Here is a 23,051-nt window from a genome sequence, read left to right on the forward strand (position 1 = left end):
CACCGGCATCAGACTGTGCCCGCCGCGGCGATCAACTGCTGGCGGCGCTGCGCCAGTTGCTCGGGTAGTTGCGCGGCATCAAAGTTGGCGTCGATTTCGCGCAGCAGCGCTTCGATGCGCGGGCGGGTATCACCAGCGCCGCTGTTCGCCAATAGCAGGTCGGCGCTTTCGGCCAGGCGCGCCAGCCGCGCCATCGGCTGCTGGGCGGCCTGCTCGACCACCGCGTGCAGCAGTGGATGGCTGGCTTCCGCCAGCAGTTCGCGCAGGATTTCGCGCGCGCTGAGCTGGCCTGCCGCCGTCGGTATCACGTACAGCAGCGGCCACAGGTCGGCGCGGCTGGCCGCCTTGCGGCCGGCCAGCACGGCCGCCGCCGCGATCAGCTGCTGGGCCTTGACGATGCGGCGGTCCGACAGTTGTACCTGGGCCTGGCGCAGCAGGCGGATCGCCTGTGCCAGCGCCAGCCGCACGCCCTCCATGTCGACCTGCGGCACGGCCTGGTTCAGCAGGTCGAGGCTGGACAGGTCGAGCATGGCCGTCACCTGGTGCTGGCCGGCAGCCCAACCGCCAGCCAGCAGATCCTCCAGACGGTTGTCGGGCACCGGCTCGACAAACACGTGTAGCAGGAAGCGGTCGGCGAACGCTGCCAGGCCCTCATCCTCGGGTAGCGCGTTGGCGGCGCCGACACAGACCCGCAGCGGGCACTCAATGCGCGTATGGCCGCGCCGGAACTGGCGTTCGTTCAGCAGTCCCAGCAAGGTATTGAGGATGGCGGTCGAGCCAAGGAAAACTTCGTCGAGGAAGGCGATTTCCGCTTCAGGCAGCATGCCGGCGATATCGGTTTCCACCTGGCCCACGCGCAGTTTGCTCAGGTTGACGGGGCCGAACAGCTCGGATGGCTCCGTGAAACGGCCCAGCAGATATTCGAAATACTGTCCGCCAAGGCTCTGCGCCACGCGCCGTACCACAGCGCTCTTCGCCGTGCCGGGGGGACCAATCACCAGCAAATGTTCCCTTGCCACGGCCGCCAGGATCATCAGTTCGGCCAGTTGTTCGCGATCGACCAGGCCTGCCGTGGCCTCGCGAATGGCGGCTCGTAAATGCTGCGCGGCTTGATTCACAGGCAATGTCATGGGTGCTCGCGTTGAAATAGAGAATAATTTAATATTTTAACAAGAAGCTGATATGTTGTCTTGTGGAAATTTTTTTGTAAACATCAAGACCATTGCGGTCCCCTGGCCGCCGCCTTTGCGGGCCGCCGGACGGGCATGATACGGGATGGAAATGGCGCCCTGCGGCCGCTGGCTGGCACGGGCTTGCTCTTGCCGCACGAAAATATCCGTCAGCGATCGCAGGAGTGCGCTAGTCTCTCGATGTTTGCCGTACAGTTCAGCAACTCCCGTACTACCCGTCGTTTCCGGCCCCCTGCAGAGGCATTTCACAGCCGCGCACGCCGGTGCGATGCCGTCTTGATACCACTTGTCTCACCTGGCCCATAGGACCGCATGATTTCATTCCGTACCCCCCACTGTTTGTCCGCGCGCCCGCGTCGGCGCGGCTGGCTGCTGCCGCTGCTATTGAGCCTGCTGCTGGCTTGTTCCTTATCAACACCTGCCGCCTGGTCGCAGCCCGTCGACGATGCCGCCACGGCCGACCAGCGTCTTGACGGCTTGCGCAAGCAGATCACGACCATCCAGAAGGCGCTCGATGGCGACGCCGACCTCGATGACGCGACCCTGTCGCAGATGCGCGCCGACGCGCTGGCAGCCAGCGCCGATGCGGACAAGGTGGCCGAGTCGCTGGCGCCGACGCTGTCGAGCGTGCAGGCGCGCCTCGCCGAGCTGGGCAAGCCGGCGGCGGGCACGAAAGAGGCGCCCGACGTGGCGGCGCAGCGCAACCAGCTGGACCGCACCAGCAGCGCCCTCGACGCACAGGTAAAACTGGCGCGCCTGCTGGCCGTGGAAGCGACGCAGGCGTCCGAGCAGGTGTCGATGGCGCGCCGCGCGCAGCTGCAGGCGCGCCTGGGCGAGCGCACGGCATCGATTCTGGCCGGCTCGTTCTGGAAACAGCTGCATGGCGAATTGCCGCAGAATCTGCAGCGTTTGCGGGCGCTGGAGCTGGAATTGGCGAATGCGGCACGCGCCACGCCGTGGTCGGCCTGGGGCGGCTTGCTGGCGGGGATCGTGGCCGTGATCGGCGCCAGCATCTGGGCTTCGCGCTACTTGCTGGTGGTGACGGCCACGCGCGTGCCGCACGGCCGCCTGCGCCGTTCGCTCCATGCGCTGGCCGTGCTGGTGCTGGCCGCCGCCACGCCGGGGCTGGTGGCCGAATTGCTGGCCATGGGCTTGCGCTGGGATGGCAGCCTGTCCGAAAAAACCTCGACTTTCCTCAGCAGCTTGATCGGCATCATCTGTTTTTCCGGTTTCACGGCGGGCCTCGGTCACGCGCTGCTGTCGCCGTGGCGCGTGTCCTGGCGTTTGCTGCCCCTGCCCGACGCGCTGGCGCACCGCATGCGCAACTTCCCGTCGATGTTTTCCTTCATCGTCGTGCTGGTGTGGGCGACGGAGCGGGTCACCATCGTCATCAACGCTGGCCTGTCCACGGCCGTGGCCGTCAATTGCATCGTCGCCCTGGTGATGAGCACGACCATCGCCTATGGCCTGATGCGCGCCGAGCGCTGCTGGCGGCAGCTGCGCGAGGCCGACCCCGCCACGCACGTCACGCCGCTGTGGCTGCGCTGCGTCACGGTGCTGCTGTGGCTGGCGCTGGCGTCCAGCGTCATCAGCCTGCTGATCGGTTACGTGGCGTTCGGCAGCTTTGTCGCCAAGCAAATCGCCTGGGTCATCGTGGTGCTGTGCAGCACCTACCTGCTGACGGTGCTGGTCGACGATATCTGCATGCTGCTGGCGTCCACGCCGCCGCCGCCGGACGCGGCCAACCCCGTGCTGGCCACGCCCAAGGCGCGCGACCAGGCGGCCGTGCTGCTGTCGGGCATAGGCCGCGCCATCGTCGTGCTGCTGGCGCTGATGTTGCTGCTGGCGCCGTTCGGCGAAGGTCCGGGCGAGCTGTTCCAGCGGGTCGGCAAGCTGCAGGATGGCCTGGCCATCGGCGAAGTGGCGATCCGCCCGTCCGCCCTGATCCAGGCCCTGCTGGTGCTGGTGGTGGGCTTCATTGCGCTGGGCCTGTTCAAGCGCTGGCTGCAGAACAGCTATTTGCCGACCACGAATCTCGATTCCGGCATGCAAGTGTCGTTCATCACCCTGTTCGGCTATATCGGCGGCGTGCTGGCCGTGGCGCTGGCCCTGTCGGCGGCCGGCATCGGCCTGGAACGCATCGCGTGGGTGGCGTCGGCCCTGTCGGTGGGGATCGGTTTCGGCTTGCAGGCCGTGGTGCAGAATTTCGTCTCCGGCCTGATCCTGCTGGCCGAGCGCCCCGTGAAAGTGGGCGACTGGGTGTCCCTCGGCGGCGTGGAGGGCGATATCCGCCGCATCAACGTGCGCGCCACGGAAATTCAGCTGGGCGACCGTTCCACGGTGATCGTGCCGAACTCGGAATTCATCACCAAGACGGTGCGCAACGTGACCCTGGCCAATCCCCTGGGCCTGGTGCAGGTCAAGCTGCCGCTGCCGCTGGGCACGGATGCGCAGGCGGCGCGCGCGCTGATCCTGTCCGCGTTTGTCGACAATCCCGACGTGCTCGACACGCCGGCGCCCAGCGTGCAGCTCGACGGCATCGACAACGGCCTGTTGCTGTTCAACGCCACCGGCTATGCATCGTCGCCGCGCCTGACGTCGGGCATCCGCAGCGCCCTGCTGTTCGAGCTGCTCAAGCGCCTGGACGCGGCGCATATCGCGATCGCCAAGCCCAGCACCATGGTGCTGAGCACCGTGCCGGCGCAGCCCGAGGCGCCGCTGGTCCCGGCGGTGGCGGTGCCGACGGCGGCGCCCGCCCCCGTGCCGCCGCTGACGAGCTAGCCGGACAAGTCAGCGCACGGTCGACCACAGCAGCGCCGCCAGGTACAGGCCGACGCCGAACGCCGTGTGCGCCATCAGGCTGCGCAGGCGGGCGGCGTTCGGATGCGGCGTCTTGCTGGCGGCCAGGCCGGCGCCCATGCCCGGTTGCAAGATGCAAAACGGCGCGGCCACGCTCACCAGGCCCGCCAGCAGGGCCGGCGCGAACGTCGGCCCTTGCACCCACTGCTGTCCCACCAGCGCCAGCAGCACGGCCGCAAACAGCACGCCGATCACGTAGTGGGCCGTCCAGCCCAGGATGGCTTCATCGCGCACGGGCGCCGCCTGGGCGATGTTGACGTGGCTCAAGGTGCCACGCGGCAGATGGCCGAGCCAGCGCCCCACCATGGCAAAGTTCAGCGAGGGTATGCACCAGAAGCGCTTTAATGCCATGGCCCATACGTCCATCACCGCCGTCGCGCCTACGCCGATCGCCAGCGCATCGAGCCAGATTGTTTGCATCGTCTCTCCCTTATAACATTCAATTGATTGCTTGAATGTTATAAGGGTGCTAGCATCGTGTCAATGAAAAATGCCGATATCGAATTGCTCACCGGTTCCGCCGGGTTTGCCCATGTTTTAGGCAGCGCGCCGCGTTTGCGCCTGCTCGAGCAGATCGCGCACGGCGAGTATGCGGTGGAGCAGCTGGTGGAGTTGACGGGCCTGTCCGTGGCGAACACCTCGCAGCATCTGCAGCAGTTGCGGCGCGCCGGTTTCGTGCAGGCGCGGCGCGACGGCAAGCGCGTGCTGTATCGCCTGGGCAGCGGCCCTGTGATGCAGTTGCTCGATGCGCTGGGCCTGTATGCGCAGCACCAGCGCAGCGAATTGCAGGCGCTGGGCCGCGGCGACCACGTGGAAGCCATCACGGGCGACGAGTTGCTGGAACGCATGCAGGAAGCCAGCATCACCGTGCTCGACGTGCGTCCCGCGCAGGAATTTGCCGCCGGCCACTTGCCCGGAGCGATCAATATTCCGTTTGACGACTTGCAGCGCCGCCTGGGCGAACTGCCCGCGAACGCAGAGATTGCCGCCTACTGCCGCGGCCCGTACTGCGTGTTGTCCGTGCAGGCCGTGGCGGCCCTGCGCCAGCATGGCTTGCATGCGCGCCGCCTCGGCAGCGGCTACGACGACTGGCAGGCGGCCGGCTTGCCGGTGATCCGGGCAGCGTGATGGCGATCCCCAACAGCAAGCAGGAACTGGTCGAGGCGATTACCACCACCTACGCCAGGCTGATGCAGGAACTGGCGCGCGTGCCGCCGGCGCTGGCGCGCGATCCCGTGCTGGAGGGGCAAGTGAAAGGCACGCGCATGAGCGTGTGCGATTTGCTGGCCTACCTGGTGGGCTGGAACGAGCTGGTCTTGCACTGGCATGCGCAGCTGCGCGACGGCAAACGCATCGAGGACATCGCCTTTCCCGCCGAAGGTTTCACGTGGAACGCTCTGGGAGAACTGGCGCAGCGCTTCTATGCCGACTATGCTGAACTGGGCATGGAGGACTTGCTGCCGCGCCTGGAACAGGCAAAAGACCAGCTGCTGGCGCTGATCGACGCGCATGACGATGTGCAACTGTATGGCCAGCCCTGGTACACGCATTACACGATGGGGCGCATGATCCAGTTCAATACGGCGTCGCCGTATGCGAATGCGCGCACGCGCTTGCGGGCCTGGCTCAAGACCTTGTAGGCGCTGGATCGGCAGGCTTGCACGATTGCATCAGTACGCTCAGAAAATTTTTCAGGCAGGATAGTGGTTTCAAGCGTAACCAATGAAGGATCACCATGCTGACCATCGCCCTCGCCCAGATGAATCCCACCGTGGGCGATTTCGACGCCAATGTCGCCGCCATCACCGCGCGCATGGCCTGCGCGAGCAGCGATGGCGCCGACCTGCTGGTATGCCCGGAACTGTCGCTGTGCGCGTATTACCCGGGCGACCTGTTCGAGGATGCCGCCTTCCTGCGCGGCCTGCGGCAGGCGCTCGATGAGCTGCTGCAGGCGTCCACGCGCTGGCCGGCGCTGGTCACCGTCATCGGCACGGCGCGCCCGAATCCCGGCGTCGGCAAGCCCTTATATAACGCCCTGCTGGCGATCCGCGACGGGCATATCGTCGCCGAATACTACAAGCAGCTGCTGCCGACCTACGGCATCTTCGACGAGGGCCGGCATTTTGAGCCGGGGCCGCCCGGCGCCTGCACCCTCGCCATCGCCGGCTGCAAGGTCGGTTTCATGATCTGCGAGGACGGCTGGAATGACGACGGCCGCGCCTACGCCGTCAATCCGTTTGAGGCCCTGCACGCGGCGCGGCCGGACCTCATCGTCAGCATCAACGCCAGCCCGTCCGACATCGGCAAGCGCGCGCAGCGCCATGCCGTGTTTGGCGCCGCCTGCCAGCGCGTGCACCTGCCCCTGCTGTTCGTCAACCAGGTGGGCGGCCAGGACCAGCTCGTGTTCGACGGCGCCTCGTTCGCCTTCTCGCCCGGCGACGGCCTGCAGTTCGAGGCGGCCCGCTTCGCCGAAGATTTTCCATTGCTGCGCTTTGCCGATGGGCGTTTTACGCGCACCGATGGCGCGGCGTTTCCCGTGCCGGATCCGGCAGGCATCCCCGCCGTCGAGTTTGCGCGGCGTCAAATCGTGCTCGGCTTGCGCGACTACGCGCGCCGCTGCGGCTTTACGCAAGTCGTCGTCGGCTGCTCGGGCGGCATCGATTCGGCGCTGACGCTGGCCCTGGCCGTCGAGGCGCTGGGGGCCGACAACGTGGCGGCCATTACCATGCCGTCCGTCTTTTCCAGCGCCGGCTCCGTCACCGATTCCGTGGCCCTGTGCGCCAACCTCGGCATCGCCCTGACCACGCATCCGATACGCGACATCGTGGCGCAGTACGAAGCCGGCTATGCCCAGGCCTTCGACGGCAGGCTGCAGGGGCTGCCGCTGGAAAACCTGCAGGCGCGCGTGCGCGGCACCATCTTGATGGAATACTCGAACGCCTTCGGCGCCCTGCTGCTCACCACCGGCAACAAGAGCGAAATCTCGGTTGGCTATTGCACCCTGTACGGCGACACGAACGGGGGCCTGGGGCTGATCGGCGACCTGTATAAAACGGAGGTCTTTGCCCTGTCGCGCCACATCAACGCCAGCGCCGGGCGCGAACTGATTCCTGTGGCCGTGCTCGATAAACCCCCGTCGGCGGAACTGGCGCCGGGCCAGCGCGACACGGACAGCCTGCCGCCGTACCCGGTGCTCGATGAAATCCTCAAATGGCATATCGAGGGACGGCGTTTGCCGGCGGCCGAAAGCGCGCAGGCGCTGACCCTGGTCGACCAGCTGCGCGAGACGCACGAGGGGCGGACCCTCGTGACGCGCATCCTCGGCATGGTCGCCCGCAACGAGTACAAACGGCGGCAGGCTGCGCCCATCATCCGCGTGCGTTCGCGCGCCTTTGGCAGCGGCCGCCAATTGCCGATCGCCGCCCGCTACCCCACCGGAGACGACGCATGACCCTCGCCTATCCAGCCGACGCGGCCATCCTGATCGGCCGCTTCCAGCCTTTTCATAACGGCCATGCGGGCCTGCTGCAGAAGGCGCTGGCGACGGCGTCGCAGGTGGTGGTGGTGCTCGGTTCCGCCTTCCATGCGCGCAGTCCCAAAAACCCGTTTACGTGGCAGGAGCGGGCCGCCATGATCGCCGCCACCCTGCCCGAGGCGCAGCGCGACCGCGTGCATTACGTGGCCGTGCGCGACTACTATGACGACGGCCTGTGGGCCGACGCCGTGCGCCACGCCGTGGCCGGCGCCGTGCCACGCGCGCAGCGCGTGACCCTGGTGGCCTGCTTCAAGGACGCCACCAGCTATTATCTGCACCATTTTCCGCACTGGCAGCTGCTGAACCTGGAGATCGACCCCGGCGCGCCCATCGGCGCGACGGCCATCCGCAACGTGCTGTTCGAAGCCGAGGACGTGGACGTGTCGCTGAGCGCCGTGGCGCAGCTGCTGCCGGCGGCGATCGGCCAGTACCTGAAGGCGTGGACCTTGCTGCCGTGGTACGCGCCGCTGGTGCAGGAATACCGCGCCATCGAAGCCTATAAAGCGCGCTGGAAGGTGGCGCCGTATCCGCCCATCTTCACCACCGTCGACGCACTGGTGCAGACGGGCGGCCACGTCCTGCTCGTGCGCCGCGGCGGCTACCCGGGCAAGGGCCTGTGGGCCTTGCCGGGCGGCTTCCTGGAGCCGCGCGAGCGCCTGTTGCAGGGCGCCCTGCGCGAACTGGCGGAAGAGACGCAGCTGGGCGTGCTGGCGCCCACCCTCGTCGAGGCGCTGGTCGGCGTGGCCGTGTTCGACCATCCGGACCGCAGCCAGCGCGGGCGCACCATCACGCATGCGCATTATTTTGACCTGAAGACGCGCCAGCTGCCAGCCGTGACGGCGGCCGACGACGCGGCGCTGGCGCAATGGGTGCCGGTGACGGTGCTGCCGGCCATGGAAGAGGAATTCTTCGAAGACCACTTCCATATCCTGAACCACTTCCTGCACCTCACGCACGAGGGGCGCTAGGGGCAGCCCGCAGCGCCCCTGGCGCGTCAGGACGTCACGCGCTCCCAGCCATGCCTGACGGCCGCCTTGAAGTCGTCCCAGGCCGACTGCGGATACGTGTGCTCCCAGTTGCTGCGCAGCTCGGGCTCGACCTGCTCCCAGTGCTGGCCGCGGTAGCTGTCGCTGCCCGCCATCGAGTGGCCATAGCGGTAGGCGGGATCGTAGTCCTCGAAGCGCGCGCCGCTGGCCGCATACACGCTGCTCCAGTGCGCCTGGTAGTACTGCTCGTCGTCGTCGCTGGTGCGCGGCAGGTTGTCGGCGCCCGGATAGTGGCGCACGGTGGCGCCGCCGCGCGTTCCCTCCTGCGGCATGCTGCCGGCAAATTGCTGCGACGACGAGGCATCCTGCCGGTTCACGTTGCCGGCCGGCATGCCCTGCTGGGACGGCGCGCCCGACTGCATGCTGGCGCCCTGGCGCATCGCGCTGTCGTTTTGCGGCATACCCTGCCAGCCGCTGGCGCGCCAGCTGTCCGCGTGCGCATCGATGTCGATGGGCGCATAGCGCTCGACGAGGTCGGTGGCGCGCTGGATGTCGGCGTCGCTGGCCCCTTCCAGGGTCAGCACGATGTGGCCGCGCCGCACGGCTTCCGCATAGATGTGGCGGTCGGCGTGGCTGCCGAACAGGTCTGTAAAGAAATGCTTGACGCTGTCGAGCAGCGTTTCGCCATCGTCGCGGCGGGCGTCTGCCGGGGCGGACGCCGCGTCGCTGCCCGCCTCGTGCAGGCGGATGTTGGCGCTGGGAAAGCCAGCGGTGATGAGGTCTTGCCGCGCATGTTCGGCCATGTCGCGCTGCGCGAAAACTGCTGCCAATGTATGTGCCATGATGGTCTCCAATCGGTGAACAACGTCCCTTCAGTGTAGGCCGTGAAAAACGAAATGGGCGCTCGTTTGCCTCTTGGAAATCGTTGTATGCAACAAGTATTGACGACGTGACACTGACGCCGTGGCGCCACGTGAAACTTATGCGGGCGTGCCCACGAACGCGTGCAAGAAGTCGATAAAGGCGCGCACCTTTTCCGCAATATGCTGGGTGTTCGGATACACGGCATACACGCCCTGCTCCGGGAAGGCGACGTCGGGCAGCAGGCGGCGCAGGCGTCCCGCGCGCACCTCTCCTTCCACCTGCCACTGCGGCAGCAGGGCCACGCCGCAGCCGCCCAGGGCAAAGCCCAGCAGGGCCGAGGCGGAGTCGGACTGGATGACGGCGGCGTCCTGCACGGCAAACGCAGCCGGGCCATCGGGCGTCTGCACCTCCCAGCGCAGCGGCGAGGCCAGGCGGCTGTGCGCCAGCCAGCGCGCGCGCTGCAAGTCGGGCAAGGTGGCGATGCCCTGGCCCGGCAGGCTGGCCAGGTAGGCGGGCGAGGCGACGGGCCAGATCGCATACGGCTCGATCAGCGCGGCGCGGTAGCTCGAATCGTTGAGCGAACCCATGCGGATGGCCACGTCGTAGCGGCCCGAGATCAGGTCTTCATGCGAGGATGACGAGGAATGCTGGATCTGCAGCTGCGGATGGGCGGCGGCAAAGGCGATCAGCGCGGGGACCACCGTGCGGCTGCCGTATTCGACGGTGGTGGTCAGGCGCAGGGTGCCGCGCAAGCCCAGGTGGCCCTGGCGCGCCGTCTCGATGGCGCCGTGCGCTTCGCTCAGCACGCGCTGGCAATCCTCGTAAAAGCGCCGTCCCACGTCGGTCAGCGCCAGGCTGCGCGTGCTGCGCGTGAGCAGCGACACGCCCAGCTCCGCCTCCAGCTGTTTCAAATTAAAACTGACGACGGCCTTGCTCTGGCCCAGCACGGCGGCGGCGGCCGTCAGCGAACCGGCGTCGACGATGGCGATGAAAATACCCAAACGGTCAAGACTGATCATAGATGGAAGGAGATGGAAGCTTGCAGGGATTTGTCAAAACAGATTTGACAGTGTAATCGGGGCTGGCCCGTTACGCAAATGGCGATGGGCGCTTAAGCTGGCCGTTTGCCATTCGGAGCACCATGGACTATCGCAAAAAAGTGGCGGCCATCTATCTGCTGGGATTTTTCGTCGACCTGATCAACATGTTCATCACCAGCGTCGCCTACCCCGACATCGGCCATGCCCTGCACGCCTCGGTGGCGCAGCTGGCCTGGATCAGCACCGCCTACATCCTCGGCTTGACCATCGTCATCCCCGCCAGCGCCTGGCTGGCTGCCAATTATGGCAGCAAAACCGTGTTCATGGCATCGTTGCTCACCTTTCTATGCGCCAGCGTGGGCGCGGGCCTGGCGCCATCGATCGAGGCGCTGATCGCCTGGCGCTGCGTGCAGGGCCTGGGCGGCGGCCTGCTCATTCCGCTGGGGCAAAGCATGACCTACCAGCTGTATCAACCTGCCGAGCGCCCCGGCCTGTCCGCCGTCATCATGCTGGTGGGCTTGCTGGCGCCGGCCCTGTCGCCCGCCTTGGGCGGCGTGATCGTCGACAGCCTGTCGTGGCGCTGGATTTTTTATTTGAACGTGCCGTTCGCGGCGCTGGCGCTGCTGCTGGCCGCCTGCTGGCTGCGCCCCGATCCGCCGCGCGTGGCCGGCTCGGTGCCCCGTCTCGACGCGGGCGGCCTGCTGGCCGGCAGCACGGCGATCCTGTTGCTGCTGCTGGGCCTGACCATGCTGGGTACGCCCGGCGATGGCCTGGCCGGTGCCGGCGTGCTGGCGCTGGGCGCCGCCTGCGCGTGGGGTTATGTGCGCGGCGCGCTGCGCAAGTCGACGCCGCTGCTCAACCTGCGCCTGGCCGCCGAGCCGCTGCTGCGCATGGCCATGCTGATGTACCTGCTGGTGCCGGGCGTGTTCATGGGCGTGAGCCTGCTGGCCATGCTGTATCTGCAGGGCGTGCTGGGCATGCCGGCATCGACGGCGGGCGCCCTGATGCTGCCGTGGGCGCTGGCCTCGTTTGGCGCCATTGCGCTGACGGGAAAAAGCTACCGCCGCGTGGGGCCGCAACCGCTGTTCATCGCCGGCGCCCTGCTGCAGGCGGCCGGCATGCTGATGCTGCTGCGGGTGGATTCGGCGGACCAGTTATTCTGGCTGGCCGGCGCGTATGCCGTGATGGGTTTTGGCGGCGGCTTGTGCAGCAGCACGGCGCAAAGCACGGCCTTCTTGCGTACGCCCGACGGGCAACTGAGCCAGGCCAGCGCCTTGTGGAATATCAACCGCCAGCTGGGATTTTGCCTGGGCGTGGCGCTGCTCAGCGTACTGCTCAATGGCTTGCTGGCGGCGCAAGGCATCGCCACCCTGGACGACCCCGCCCTGCATGCGCGCGCGGCGCAGGTGTTTCACTGGTGTTTTGCCCTGGCCGCCAGCGCGTGCGTGCTGCCGCTGGCGCTGTGCCTGCGCATCGACAACCGCGCCGTTCTCGACCTTTTACATCACCATGGAGCAAGCAAAAAATGAATGCTACAAATCTTTATTTTGACGACGTTTTAACCACGCATGTGCTGATCCGCGACTGGCTCTCCGGCGACGTCACGGCGCCCGAACATTGCACTGACTTGCTCGCGCGTTTCTCGCCCGCCTTCACGATGGTGGCGCCCGTTGGCAAGCAGCTCGATGGCGCCGGCCTGGCGGCGTTTTTCCGCGCCGCCGGCGGCAGCCGTCCGGGCTTGCAGATGCACATTTCGGATCTCGTTCTGATCCAGGAAAGCGCGGCCGGCGCCACCGTGTCTTATCGCGAGTTCCAAGCCATGCCCGGCGCAGAAAACACGGAGCGCCTGTCGACCGTCGTGTATGACAAAACCCCGTCTGGAGCCTTGTTGTGGCGCCATTTGCACGAGACGTGGGTGGCTTGATCTAGCTTAAATCATGCAAGTCTTTTTGCTGCGCCGGAGCGATGGAAAACTGCGAAAACACCACCTCCAGCCCACCGCGTTCCGGCGTGCAGCACATGGGCCCGACGCGGTAGCTGCCGGCCTCGGGAAACGGCGCCAGGCGCAGCAGCGGCCAGCGCCGGCCATCGGTCGAATACTGCACCCGGATCACGCCTTTTTCCACCGTGACGCGCAGCCAGAAACCATCGGGCATCGCGGGCGCGAGGCTGACGGCCCAGTCGGATTTGTCCTGCGTCAATACGGAGCTCAACAGCAGCTGGCCGTCGGAAAATTCGACGCCGCATTTGATCCAGTGTTGCTCGTCGATGCGCACCATCATGCCGGCCTGGTCGTACAGCGCAGAGTACTGCGCCGCCACGTGCAGCTGCGCCGTAAAATCGCCGCTGATGTCAGTGCCGAAAAAATGGCCGCTGTCGCGGATAAAGCCATACGAGGTCTTGCGCCAGAAATCCGTCTGCGCATCCGTCGTCACGCGCAGCTGCGCGCCGTCGGCGGACCAGTTTTCCGGTGGATTGAGCCAGCTGCCTTGCGTGAACATTGCGCCCCTTTCCGAGCTAAAAAGATCACATAGTGTGCCCCCAACCCAGCGCCTTGTACAGCGCGATCGCGTCGATATAGGACGCCGTTTCCGCCTGCAGCGCTTCGCGCCGGATATCGAACAAGGCACGCTGGTTTTCCAGCACGGCCTGGTAGCTGCCGGAGCCGCCCTGGTAGCGCGTGCTGGCGATGCCGAGGGCCGCGTTGCCGTGGCGCGCCGATTCCAGCAGTGACGCGAGACGCGTCTGGTTTTCCGCCAGCTGCGTGACGGCGTTTTCCACGTCTTCCTGCGCCAATAACATCGTTTGTGCATAGCGCGCCAGGGCGCCCTGCGCCTCGGCCCGCGCGCCGCGCAGGCGCGCCTTGACGCTGCCCAGGCGGAAGGCCGGATAGCTGACGGAGGGCGCCACCTCGAAGGCGCGCGCGCCGCCGTCAAACACGCCGCTGCCGCGCAGGGCGAAGAAGCCCAGGAAACCGCCGAGACTGAGGCGCGGATACAGGTCGGCCGTGGCCGCCCCAACGTTTTCGCTGGAGGCGGCCAGCAGGCGCTCGGCGCGCACCACGTCGGGCCGCTGCTTGATCAGCCGGTTCACGTCGCCGAGCGGCAGCCGGCCCGCCAGCGGCGCCTGCTGTTGGGGCGTGGTGGCCAGCGCGATGGCGCCCGCAGTGTCTGTGCCAGGTCGTTGACCGCTCAGCACGTCGAGCCGGTACTGCGCCTGGCGCAAGAGCGCCTGCAACGGCGGCAGGGCCGCCTCGCTGCGCGCCAGGTTGGCCAGCGCGTTATGGCGCTCTTCCGGCAAGCCGCTGCCGGCGCGGATGCGCGCATCGGTCAATGCCACCGTGTCGCGCCAGCTTTGTGCCTGCGCCTGCGTCAGCGCCAGGTTTTGCTGGTAGCCCAGCGCCTCGTAATAATTGCGCGCCACCTCGGCGGCGATCGTCAGCTGCACTTGCCGCACGTCCGCCTGCGCCGCGTTCGCGCTTGCCTGCGCCGAGCGGCGCATGTGCGCCAGGCGGCCGAACAGGTCGATTTCCCATTGCGCGTCGAATCCCACGCGCGTATTCACCGTGGCGGCGCGCCTGTCTGGCGTATTTTGCTGCACCGTGCGCTGCCATCCTGCCTGGCCCGTGACAGCGGGCAGTTCATCGAGCCTGCGCTCGTCGAAGACGGCGCGCGCTGCCAGCAGGTTCGCTTGCGCTTGCGCGATATCAAGGTTATGTTCGAGCGCGCTGGCGATCAGCTGCGACAGCCGTGCATCGTCAAAAAACGTCCACCAGGCGGCGCTGCTGGCAGCCGTTTGAGCTGGCGCAAACTGCGCCTGCTGCGGGCTGGCCAGGGCGATGTCTGGCGTGCCCGGCGTCACATAGGCGGGACTGACGACGCAGCCGGCCAGCAAGGGGAAAAGGGCGGCAAAAAGGGAAGCTAGATAGCGGTCATTTTTCATGGGGATTCCTTCAGCGCCTGCGACAAATCGCGGGCACGCGGCGTGGCATGGTCGGCCGTGTGGCGGCGGGCCAGAAAGGTGTACACGGTGGGCAGCACGAACAGGGTAAAGAAGGTGCCGATCAACATGCCCGAGACGATCACCACGCCCAGGCCGAAGCGGCTGTTGGCGCCCGCGCCGGACGCGAACAGCAGCGGCACCAGGCCCACCACCATGGCGGCCGTCGTCATCAAGATCGGGCGCAGGCGGATCTGCGCCGCCTTGCGGATGGCCGTGATGCGGTCGAGCTGTTCATGCACCTGCAATTCGTTGGCAAATTCCACCATCAGGATGCCGTGCTTGCTGATCAAGCCGATCAGGGTCACCAGGCCGATCTGCGTGTAGATGTTCACGGTGGCGTAGCCGAGGGCCAGCGGAATCAGCGCGCCGCAGATCGACAGCGGCACGGTGATCAGGATGATCAACGGGTCCGTCAGGCTTTCATATTGCGCCGCCAGCACCAGGTAGATGACGACGACGGCCGCCAGGAAGGCCAGCAGCAGGGCATTGCCTTCCGTGGCGAACTGGCGCGCGTCCGATTGCCAGTCGTAGCTGAAGCCCGGCGGCAGGGTTTTCGCCACGCCGTCGAGGAAGGCGACGGCGTCGCCCAGGGTCACGCCCGGCGCCGGCACGCCCTGGAAGGTGGCCGCATTTTGCTGGTTGAACTGCGTCAGCATGTTCGGCTCGATCTGTTCCGTTACCGAGACGACGGCGGACAGGGGCAGCAGGCTGCCGTCGTCGGCGCGCACGTACTGCTGCGTCAGGGCTTGCGCCGTCAAGCGCTGCTCGCGCGGGCTTTGCGCGATGACGTCGTAGGCGCGGCCATCCATGCCGAAGCGGTTCAGGTAATTCTCGCCCACCAGCACGGCCAGCGATTCGCCGATGTCCTGCATGCGGATGCCCAGGCTGTTCGCTTTCGAGCGGTCCACGCGCACCTTGACGACGGGATTGTTGTAATCGAGGTCGCTGTCGACGACGGCAAACAGGCCGCTGTCGCGCGCGCGCTGCTTGACGTCTTCCATGGTGCGGAACAGGGTGGCGTAATCCTGCGCGCTGCGCAAGACCATCTGCACGGGCAGGCCGCCGCTCGACCCGGGCAGAGGCGCCAGCTGGAAGGCGAAGATGCTCGTGCCCTCCACGTCGCCCGCGGCGTGCTGGAGTTCGGCCTGGATGACGGCCGCATTGCGCGCGCGTTCGGCCCATGGCGTGAGGTTGATGCCGCCGATGCTCGACGCCGGGCCTTCGCCGCCGTTGATGATCCAGCGCGAGTGCGTTTCGGGGATGTTTTTGTAGATATCATCGAGCTTGTACGAAAAGCGCTCGACGTAATCGAGGTTGGCGTGCTGCGGCGCCTTGATCGCCGTCAAGACGCTGGCCTGGTCTTCCGCGGGCGCCAGTTCGCGCTGCGGCAGCAGGTACAAAAACGGCAGACTCACCATCACCAGCGCGGCGAAACCGGCGCTGAGCCAGCGGTGGTGCAGCGAGCGGTCCAGCAGGCGCGCATAACGGCTGGTCAAGCCTTCGAAGAAATGCTCGGCGGCGCGCGCCATGCGCCCTTCCGATTGTTTCGGCTGCAGCAGCAAAGAGCTCATCACGGGAGACAAGGTCAATGCCACCACGCCCGACACCACCACGGCGCCGGCCAAAGTGAGTGCGAATTCCTTGAACAGCGCGCCAGTCAATCCCCCCATCATGCCGATCGGCGCATACACGGCCGCCAGCGTGATCGTCATGGCGATCACGGGGCCGGCCACTTCGCGCGCGCCCACCAGCGCGGCGGCCACGGGCGTCTTGCCTTCCTCGATATGCCGGTGCACGTTTTCCACCACGACGATGGCGTCGTCGACCACCAGGCCCACGGCCAGCACCATCGCCAGCAGGGTGAGCAGATTGATGCTGAAGCCGAAGGCCAGCATCAGCGCCGCCGCGCCCAGCATCGACAGCGGTATCGTCACGACGGGTATCAGCACGGAGCGCAGGGAACCCATGCACAAATAGATGACGATGACGACGATCAAGAGCGCTTCGAGCAGGGTGTGCGCCACCTCGTCGATGGACGACTGGATGAAGCGCGCCGTCTCGAACGCCAGCTCGACTTTCACGCCGGGCGGCAGGGTTTTCTGGATCTCGGGCAGCAGCTTCTTGATGCCGTCGACGATCACCAGCGGGTTGCCGCCGGGCGTGGGCGACAGGCCCAGGTACACGGCCGGCACGCCGTCCATGATGCCGCTCGTCTCCGTGGCGGCCGCGCCCAGTTCCACCGTGCCCACGTCCTTCAGACGCACGAGCGATGCGCTGTCTTTTTCATCGCCGCCCTTGGTGATGACCATGTCGCGGAATTGTTCCACGCTGGTGAGATCCGTGTTGACGCTGATGTTAGCGACGACGAACTGCCCCTTCACCTTGCCGGGCGCCGCCTGGTAGTTATTGCGCCGCACGGCATCGGCCACGTCGGCCGCCGTCAGGCCGCGCGCCGCCAGTTTTTCCGGGTCGATCCACAGGCGCATGGCCAGCTGCTGGCCGCCATACACGTCGACCTTGGCCACGCCGTCGATGGTGGCGAACATCGGCTGCACCACGCGCGCCAGATAATCGGTCAGCGCGGGCGCGGACACGCTCTCGCTGGCAAAGCCGACGTAGGCGACGGCCGAGGAATCGCCGGCCGAACGCTCGATGACGGGGTCAAAAGCACCTTCAGGCAATTTATAGCGCACCTGATTGACCTTGGCCATGACCTCCGTCAATGCCTGCGTGGAATCGCGGTTCAGTTCCATGCGCACGGTGACCGTGCTGCTGCCCTGCACCGACGACGAGGTCAGGTAATCGATGCCTTCCACCGACGACACGGCTTGCGCGATCGGCTGCGTGACAAAACCCTGCATCAGTTCCGCCGAGGCGCCCGGATACGTGGTTTTCACGGTGATGGTGGACGATTCGAGCATCGGGTACTGGCGGATCGGCAGCTGCAGGATGGCGATCACGCCCAGCATCAGGATCAAGGTGCTGATCACCAGCGCCAGCACGGGGCGGCGTACGAATAGATCGGTAAATTTCATGGCGGCCTTCCCTCAAGAACCGGCCCTGGGCGCGGCGCGCTTGGCCTCGTCCAGGGTGTTGGCGACTGCCTGCACGGCCATGCCGTCGGCCAGTTTCAGCTGGCCCGAGGCGACCACGCGCTGCCCCTCGCGCAAGCCGTCGAGGATGGCCACGCGGCCCCCTGCCCGCTCGCCCAGTTTCACGCCCACGCGCTTGACGGTGAGCGGCTGCTTGCCCTCCTGCTGCGCCACAAACACCGTGTCGCCATAGGCGCTGTAGGTCACGGCCGTTTCCGGCACCGTCAGCTGCTGGCCGGCTTCGCGCGCCACGCGCACGTTCGCGTACATGCCCGCTTTCAGGGCGCCACGGGGATTTGTCAGCGTCGCCTGCACCTGCACCATGCGCGAGCGGGCGACCAGCGGGTCGATGGCGTTGATCCTGGCCGTAAAAACGTCGCCCGGATACGCGTCCACCAGCACTTGCACGGCCTGGCCCGGCGCCAGCTTGGCGCTGCTCTGTTCATCGAGGGCGAAGTTCACCAGCAGCGACTTGGTGTCGATCAGGCTGGCCACCGTGTCGGCCGCGTTCAGGTACTGGCCCGCGTGCACCTTGCGGATGCCCAGCTGGCCGGCGAACGGCGCGCGGATGGTCTTTTGCGCGATCAGCGCCTCCGTCTGCCGCACGTCGCCCAGGGCCGCGTCGCGCGCGGCCAGGGCGCTGTCGAGCTGCTCCTGCGTGGCCGCCTTGTCCCTGACCATCTGCGCCGTGCGCGCATGGCTGCTTTCCGCGTTTTTCAGCTGCGCGCGCTGGCGCAGCAGCATTGCCTGTTCTTGGGCGTCATTGAGCTGTACCAGCACGGCGCCGGCGGCCACCTGCTGCCCCGATTCGAAGCGGATCTGCGTGATCCGGCCGCCCGTTTCGGCCGCCACCTGCACCTGGCGCGCCGCTTCCAGCTCGCCCACGCCGGCAAAAAAGCGCTCCTGCGTGCCCAGCACGACAGGGACCAGCGCCACCTTGGTGGCTGGGTAAGCGGCGGCATCGGCCGCATGGGAGTCTGCGCGCGGATACAGCGCGCCGCCCGCGACGGCCAGGGCGATGGCCAGCGCGGAGGCGCCGACGATTTTCGTATTCATGATGAAGTCCTTTACAGCAGTAAAAGGGAAAAAGCAGAGGCGCAGCGGAGGCTGATCAGGTCTGCTGCGCGTTGAAGAGTAAAAACAGGCCGATGGTCCACAGCAGCAGCACCAGGTGCGTCGTCTGCAAGCCTTCCTGCGCGATCCAGTAGCCGAACCACAGGCCGCCCAGGTGCATCAGCAGCAAGAAGGCGGCCATGGCGCACAGGGCCAGGTTCAGCCAGGGCAAGCCGGCCGCCAGGCCGCCGCCGAGCAACAGCGCCACGCCCGTCCAGGCGGCGATGGCGGCCAGCAGTTGCAGCGCCAGCACCACGCCCAGCGACAAGCGGTGCAAGGTCAATGAGGTGAGCGCGCGGCGCAGCAGCGGCGTCTGGATGGTGGGGTCCTGGCGCAGCGGGTCCATGCGCATGGTGTTGCCGATGGCCCAGACGGAGCCGTGGAAGGCGTGCAGGTTGTTGATGGCGGCCAGGGTGAGCCAGGAGGCCAGGCCGGCGGCGAGGATGGCGTGAAACAGCCAGATGGAGTGAGACAGTTGCATGGGAAAATCCTGTCAAAAGAGTACCTTGCCGGCATGCAGGCGTGGAAATTCCTCGACAGCGGGGAGCTACCGGCCTATTATGCAAGCAATTAGTTGGTTAACTGGCCCCATGATAGTTGAGCGAAATGAATTACACAAGTAAACGTTTGGATAATAGCGAGGCGCCGCAAACGACGGAGCGCATCCTGTATTTCATCAAGACCAAGGGACCCGTCTCTACGGCGACCCTGGCCAGGACCCTGGACATGACGGGCGAGGCGGCGCGCCAGCAGGTGCAAAAGCTGGTGGCGGCGGGCCTGATCGAGGGGCGCCAGGAAGCGCAGGCGGGTGCGGGACGGCCGCGCCAGAACTGGGTCTTGACGGAGGCGGGCAATGCGCGCTTTCCCGACACGCATGCGCAGCTGACGATCAAGCTGATCGGCTCGGTGCGCCAGCTGTTCGGCGAGGCGGGGCTGGACAAATTGATCACGCAGCGCGAAGAGGAAAGCCGCAGCGCGTATGCGCTCGCGTGCTCGGCGCCGGACTTGCCCACGCGGCTGCGGCAGCTGGCCGCCGTGCGCGATGAAGAGGGGTATATGGCGCGCGTGGAAGCGGACGGCGGCGACTGGCTGCTGATCGAGGACCACTGCCCCATCTGCGCAGCCGCCCGCACCTGCCAGGGCTTTTGCCGCTCGGAACTGCAGCTGTTCCAGGAAGTGGTGGGGCCAAGCGCCAGCATCGTGCGCGAGCAGCACGTGCTGGCCAATGCGATGCGCTGCGTCTATCGCATTTCGCCGCTGCCTTAAGGCTTGGGAAACAGGGGCCGGGCGGCCAGCGCCACCAGCCCCGCCGTCCACCATACGACGGCCCAGCTGCTGGCCGCCAGCAGGTGCGGCAGCGTGACGGGCGTGAGGAACAGCCCCACGTAGACGGCCGTGTTCGCCATGCCCAGGGCCGTGCCCGCGCTGGCGCCGCCCGCTTCCGTGGCCAGCTCCGTGTAGGCCACGCCATGCCAGGCGGACACGGCGATGCCGGCGAGCACCACGGCGGCCATCAGCAGCCAGCCCGGCGCCTCCAGCCAGGCGATGCATCCCAGCAAGATGAACGCGGCCAGCGCCACCAGGGCCGAGCCGCGCAGATAAGCGGGCCGGTTGGCGCGGCGGTCCGTATGGCGCCCGCTCCAGATGCGCATCACCATGGCGCCCATTTGCAGGGCCACCATCACGGCCGTGATGGCCGCCAGGCCCAGGCGGCCATGGTCGTGCAGGAAGACGGTGGCATAGCTGAGTACGGCAAACTGCGGCACGCACAGCAAGCCGATGGCGGCCACCATGCGCCAGACCTGTCGATTGCGCAGCGGCGGCGGCTTGACACCAGACAGGCCTTGCGACGCGTTGTGCGGCCCCGTGGCGGCCTCGGCAGCGGAATCGGGCTCATGCATCCAGCGCCACGTCAAAAACGCCGACAGCGCGCATACGAGGGCCAGGGCGCCGAAGACGGGCATGAAGCCATGGCGCGACGCCAGGCTGGGCAGGATGAGCGCGCCGAGGCCGCCGCCGAGCGGCACGGCCGTCTGGCGGATGCTCATGGCGAAACCCCGTTCGCCGGCGCCGAACCAGCGCATCACGGCGCGGCCGCTGGCGCCGTTCACGCTGCCGCCCAGCACGCCGACTGCCGCCAGCCCGGCCGCCAGCGCCCACAACGGCGGCACGGACCCGTCAGCGGGCGTGATCCACAACAGCAGGGCCAGCAAGGCCAGCATGGTGCCCAGCAAGCCCGTCAGCAGCACGGGGCGGTCGCCCCAGCGGTCGGTCGCCATGCCCCATGGCAATTCAGTCAGCGCCACGCCCAGGCCCATGGCGCCCAGCGCCACCCCCAGTTCCGTATTGCTCAGGTGATAGCCGCTGCGCAGCCAGACGGCCGTCGTGGGCATGCCGTTGGCGGCGGCGGAAAAGCTGGCGTTGGCCGCCACGCCGACGGCCAGTACTTTCCAGCGGTGCGAGGCGCTCAACGAGGGCGCGGTGATGGGGACAGGGACGGCAGGGCAGCTGGTGCGCATGGCAGGGACAGGAAAGTGGTTGACCCAGGCAGTGTGGCGCGCTACGATCATTCTGAATATCAGATAATTTACGCTATACCATCCCATAAAACAGGACGATTGCCATCACGCCATGCATCAGCTCAATTTCGACATCGCCTTCCTGCGCAGCTATGTGGCCGGCATCGAGCTGGGCAGCTTTGCCCGCGCGGCCGACAAGGTGGGCCGCTCCACCTCGGCCGTCAGCGCGCAGCTGAAAAAACTCGAGGAGCAGGCGGGCCTGCCCCTGTTCCGCAAGGATGGCCGGGGCCTGGCGCTGACGCCGGCCGGCGAGGTCTTGCTCGGCTATGCGCGCCGCCTGCTGGAACTGAACGACGAGGCGGCCGTCGCCTTGCGCGGCGTGGAACTGGACGGCTGGATCAAGCTCGGCCTGCAGGAGGATTTCGGCGAAGCCTTGCTGCCCGAGGTGCTGGGGCGCTTTGCGCGCGCGCATCCGAAAGTGCGCATCGAGGCGCATGTGGCGCGCAACACGGAACTGATGGACCGGCTCACCATGGGCCAGCTGGACCTGGCCCTGCTGTGGGGCGGCGCGTGCATCGCCGACGTGGCGGCCTATCCGCCGCAGCAGCGTCAGCGCATCGCCGAACCGGCCATGCGCTGGATCGCCTCGTCCAGCCTGGCGTGGCAGCCCGAGTCGGGCGAAGCCTTGCCCCTGATCATGTTCGACCGCGAATGCCTGTTCCAGCGCTGCGCCACGCAGGCGCTGGACCAGGCCGGCATCGCCTGGCGCATCGCGTTTACCAGTCCCAGCCTGGCGGGACTGTGGGCCGCGGCCGCCGCAGGGCTCGGGGTGACGGTGCGCACCAGCCTGGGCTTGCCGCCGTCCGTGCGCGTGCTCGACCACGTGGCGGCGGGCTTGCCCGCCCTGCCCGCGCTGTCGCTGGAATTGCTGCAGGCCTCCAGCGTGCCCGGGCCGCCAGTCGAGCGCCTGGCGGCCCTGCTCATCGCGGCACTGCAGGCTGGGCCTTAAAACGCCTGCGCCGTGGGGCGCAGCACGATTTCATTGATATCCACGTCGGCCGGCTGCTCGATCGCATACGCGATGGCGCGCGCCACCGAGCCGGCGGAAATGGCGATCTGGTAGAACTCCTTGACGGCCTTGGCGCTCTCGGCGTGGCTGCTGCCCTGGCTCAATTCCGTGTCCACGGCGCCCGGCGCAATGACGGTGGTGCGGATGGTGCCGCCGCTGGCCGCCAGCTCGTGGCGCAAGCCTTCCGAAATGGCGCTGACGGCAAACTTGGTGCCGCTGTAGACGGTGCCGCCGGGGCTGAAGACTTTGAGCCCCGCCACCGACGAAATATTGATGAAGTGGCCGCTGTTTTGCGCCTGGAAATGCGGCAGGACGGCGGCGATGCCGTTCAGCACGCCTTTGATGTTGATATCGATCATGTTGTTCCACTCGTCGACTTGCAAGGCGCTCATCGGTGCGATGGCCATCAGCCCCGCATTGTTGATCATCACGTCGACCTTGCCGAACACGGCCAGGGCCGTATCGATCAGATTCTTGACGTCGGCAGGCACCGTGACGTCGGTCAGGGCAACGGCGGCCAGGCCGCCGGCGGCCGTGATTTCTTCAGCGATGGCGGTGAGCAAGTCCATGCGGCGCGCGCCGAGCACGACGGAAGCGCCCAGTGAGGCCAGGTGGCGCGCGGTGGCTTCGCCCAGGCCGCTGCTGGCACCGGTGATGACGACGACTTTCCCTGCGATATTTTGACTCATGATGAATTCCTCGTGGAGGCAGCGGCTGCTGCGGTTGACATCAGTATCGGGCCCGCCATGCTCCCATGGAAATGATGTTGTTTACCATTCCCA

The 23,051-nt window shown here is 66.9% G+C and carries 20 protein-coding genes; 9 read left to right on the forward strand and 11 right to left on the reverse strand.

Going from position 1 to position 23,051, the window contains the following annotated elements:
* Window positions 1-8 precede the first annotated feature (8 nt).
* Window positions 9-1,130: an AAA family ATPase gene (locus AC07VI_RS21185; RefSeq protein WP_492992002.1), complete on the reverse strand. Its 1,122-nt coding sequence runs from the start codon at window positions 1,128-1,130 to the stop codon at window positions 9-11.
* A gap of 372 nt (window positions 1,131-1,502) precedes the next feature.
* Here AC07VI_RS21185 and AC07VI_RS21190 point away from each other — a divergent pair, with 372 nt between their 5' ends.
* A complete protein-coding gene (locus tag AC07VI_RS21190) occupies window positions 1,503-3,971 on the forward strand; it encodes a DUF3772 domain-containing protein (RefSeq protein ID WP_492992001.1) in 2,469 nt (822 codons plus the stop codon).
* 9 nt (window positions 3,972-3,980) lie between these two features.
* Here AC07VI_RS21190 and AC07VI_RS21195 read toward each other — a convergent pair whose 3' ends face one another.
* On the reverse strand, window positions 3,981-4,469 hold the full coding sequence (locus AC07VI_RS21195; RefSeq protein WP_086144286.1) for a DUF2938 domain-containing protein: 489 nt from the start codon (window positions 4,467-4,469) through the stop codon (window positions 3,981-3,983).
* 63 nt (window positions 4,470-4,532) lie between these two features.
* Here AC07VI_RS21195 and AC07VI_RS21200 point away from each other — a divergent pair, with 63 nt between their 5' ends.
* The 4 genes from AC07VI_RS21200 to AC07VI_RS21215 all read left to right on the forward strand — a co-directional run bounded on the left by AC07VI_RS21200 (window position 4,533) and on the right by AC07VI_RS21215 (window position 8,552).
* A complete protein-coding gene (locus tag AC07VI_RS21200; RefSeq protein WP_086144285.1) occupies window positions 4,533-5,177 on the forward strand; it encodes an ArsR/SmtB family transcription factor in 645 nt (214 codons plus the stop codon).
* Window positions 5,177-5,689 carry a ClbS/DfsB family four-helix bundle protein gene (locus AC07VI_RS21205; protein ID WP_086144284.1) on the forward strand — a complete coding sequence of 171 codons (513 nt, stop codon included), beginning with the start codon at window positions 5,177-5,179 and terminating at the stop codon, window positions 5,687-5,689. Before AC07VI_RS21200 ends, AC07VI_RS21205 begins: the two co-directional genes overlap by 1 nt.
* A gap of 95 nt (window positions 5,690-5,784) precedes the next feature.
* Complete coding sequence (locus tag AC07VI_RS21210; protein WP_492991996.1) at window positions 5,785-7,500, forward strand: NAD+ synthase; 1,716 nt, start codon at window positions 5,785-5,787, stop codon at window positions 7,498-7,500.
* The gene (locus tag AC07VI_RS21215) at window positions 7,497-8,552 is read left to right on the forward strand and encodes a bifunctional nicotinamide-nucleotide adenylyltransferase/Nudix hydroxylase (protein ID WP_086144282.1); all 1,056 of its coding nucleotides are present in this window, start codon (window positions 7,497-7,499) and stop codon (window positions 8,550-8,552) included. Before AC07VI_RS21210 ends, AC07VI_RS21215 begins: the two co-directional genes overlap by 4 nt.
* Window positions 8,553-8,578: 26 nt before the next feature.
* On the opposite strand, the gene AC07VI_RS21220 is transcribed toward AC07VI_RS21215, so the two are convergent.
* Complete coding sequence (locus AC07VI_RS21220; RefSeq protein WP_099419518.1) at window positions 8,579-9,412, reverse strand: hypothetical protein; 834 nt, start codon at window positions 9,410-9,412, stop codon at window positions 8,579-8,581.
* Between the two features lie 138 nt (window positions 9,413-9,550).
* Window positions 9,551-10,453, reverse strand: coding sequence for a LysR family transcriptional regulator (locus AC07VI_RS21225; RefSeq protein WP_099419519.1), 903 nt, complete (start codon window positions 10,451-10,453; stop codon window positions 9,551-9,553).
* Between the two features lie 122 nt (window positions 10,454-10,575).
* On the opposite strand from AC07VI_RS21225, the gene AC07VI_RS21230 reads away from it, so the two are divergent.
* Together AC07VI_RS21230 and AC07VI_RS21235 are read left to right on the forward strand one after the other, a co-directional pair.
* Window positions 10,576-12,003 carry an MFS transporter gene (locus tag AC07VI_RS21230; protein ID WP_099374812.1) on the forward strand — a complete coding sequence of 476 codons (1,428 nt, stop codon included), beginning with the start codon at window positions 10,576-10,578 and terminating at the stop codon, window positions 12,001-12,003.
* Complete coding sequence (locus tag AC07VI_RS21235; protein WP_086144278.1) at window positions 12,000-12,398, forward strand: hypothetical protein; 399 nt, start codon at window positions 12,000-12,002, stop codon at window positions 12,396-12,398. The genes AC07VI_RS21230 and AC07VI_RS21235 overlap by 4 nt, the downstream gene beginning before the upstream one ends.
* A 1-nt stretch (window position 12,399) precedes the next feature.
* Here the strand turns inward: AC07VI_RS21235 and AC07VI_RS21240 are convergent, their stop codons facing one another.
* From AC07VI_RS21240 to AC07VI_RS21260, 5 genes are read right to left on the reverse strand one after another with little or no spacing between them, the layout of a single operon-like run.
* The gene (locus AC07VI_RS21240) at window positions 12,400-12,975 is read right to left on the reverse strand and encodes a DUF1349 domain-containing protein (protein WP_086144277.1); all 576 of its coding nucleotides are present in this window, start codon (window positions 12,973-12,975) and stop codon (window positions 12,400-12,402) included.
* Window positions 12,976-13,000: 25 nt separating this feature from the next.
* Window positions 13,001-14,416, reverse strand: a complete 1,416-nt coding sequence (locus AC07VI_RS21245; protein WP_492991987.1) for an efflux transporter outer membrane subunit — start codon at window positions 14,414-14,416, stop codon at window positions 13,001-13,003.
* Window positions 14,413-17,511: a MexW/MexI family multidrug efflux RND transporter permease subunit gene (locus AC07VI_RS21250; protein ID WP_492991983.1), complete on the reverse strand. Its 3,099-nt coding sequence runs from the start codon at window positions 17,509-17,511 to the stop codon at window positions 14,413-14,415. Before AC07VI_RS21250 ends, AC07VI_RS21245 begins: the two co-directional genes overlap by 4 nt.
* Before the next feature lie 12 nt (window positions 17,512-17,523).
* Window positions 17,524-18,624 (reverse strand): efflux RND transporter periplasmic adaptor subunit, encoded by a 1,101-nt coding sequence (locus AC07VI_RS21255; protein WP_492991980.1) that lies wholly within the window; start codon window positions 18,622-18,624, stop codon window positions 17,524-17,526.
* 55 nt (window positions 18,625-18,679) lie between these two features.
* Window positions 18,680-19,162 (reverse strand): DUF2165 family protein, encoded by a 483-nt coding sequence (locus tag AC07VI_RS21260; RefSeq protein WP_492991978.1) that lies wholly within the window; start codon window positions 19,160-19,162, stop codon window positions 18,680-18,682.
* A 125-nt stretch (window positions 19,163-19,287) separates the two neighbouring features.
* Between AC07VI_RS21260 and AC07VI_RS21265 the strand changes: the two genes are divergently transcribed.
* Window positions 19,288-19,947: a helix-turn-helix transcriptional regulator gene (locus AC07VI_RS21265; protein ID WP_086144433.1), complete on the forward strand. Its 660-nt coding sequence runs from the start codon at window positions 19,288-19,290 to the stop codon at window positions 19,945-19,947.
* Here the strand turns inward: AC07VI_RS21265 and AC07VI_RS21270 are convergent.
* Window positions 19,944-21,200, reverse strand: a complete 1,257-nt coding sequence (locus AC07VI_RS21270; RefSeq protein ID WP_086144432.1) for an MFS transporter — start codon at window positions 21,198-21,200, stop codon at window positions 19,944-19,946. The genes AC07VI_RS21265 and AC07VI_RS21270 overlap by 4 nt on opposite strands.
* 112 nt (window positions 21,201-21,312) lie before the next feature.
* Here AC07VI_RS21270 and AC07VI_RS21275 point away from each other — a divergent pair, with 112 nt between their 5' ends.
* Window positions 21,313-22,209: a LysR substrate-binding domain-containing protein gene (locus AC07VI_RS21275; protein ID WP_086144272.1), complete on the forward strand. Its 897-nt coding sequence runs from the start codon at window positions 21,313-21,315 to the stop codon at window positions 22,207-22,209.
* Here the strand turns inward: AC07VI_RS21275 and AC07VI_RS21280 are convergent.
* The gene (locus tag AC07VI_RS21280; protein ID WP_086144271.1) at window positions 22,206-22,958 is read right to left on the reverse strand and encodes an SDR family oxidoreductase; all 753 of its coding nucleotides are present in this window, start codon (window positions 22,956-22,958) and stop codon (window positions 22,206-22,208) included. The genes AC07VI_RS21275 and AC07VI_RS21280 overlap by 4 nt on opposite strands.
* Window positions 22,959-23,051: the final 93 nt, after the last annotated feature.

It is taken from the genome of Janthinobacterium sp. GW821-FHT03A03, assembly GCF_059421435.1.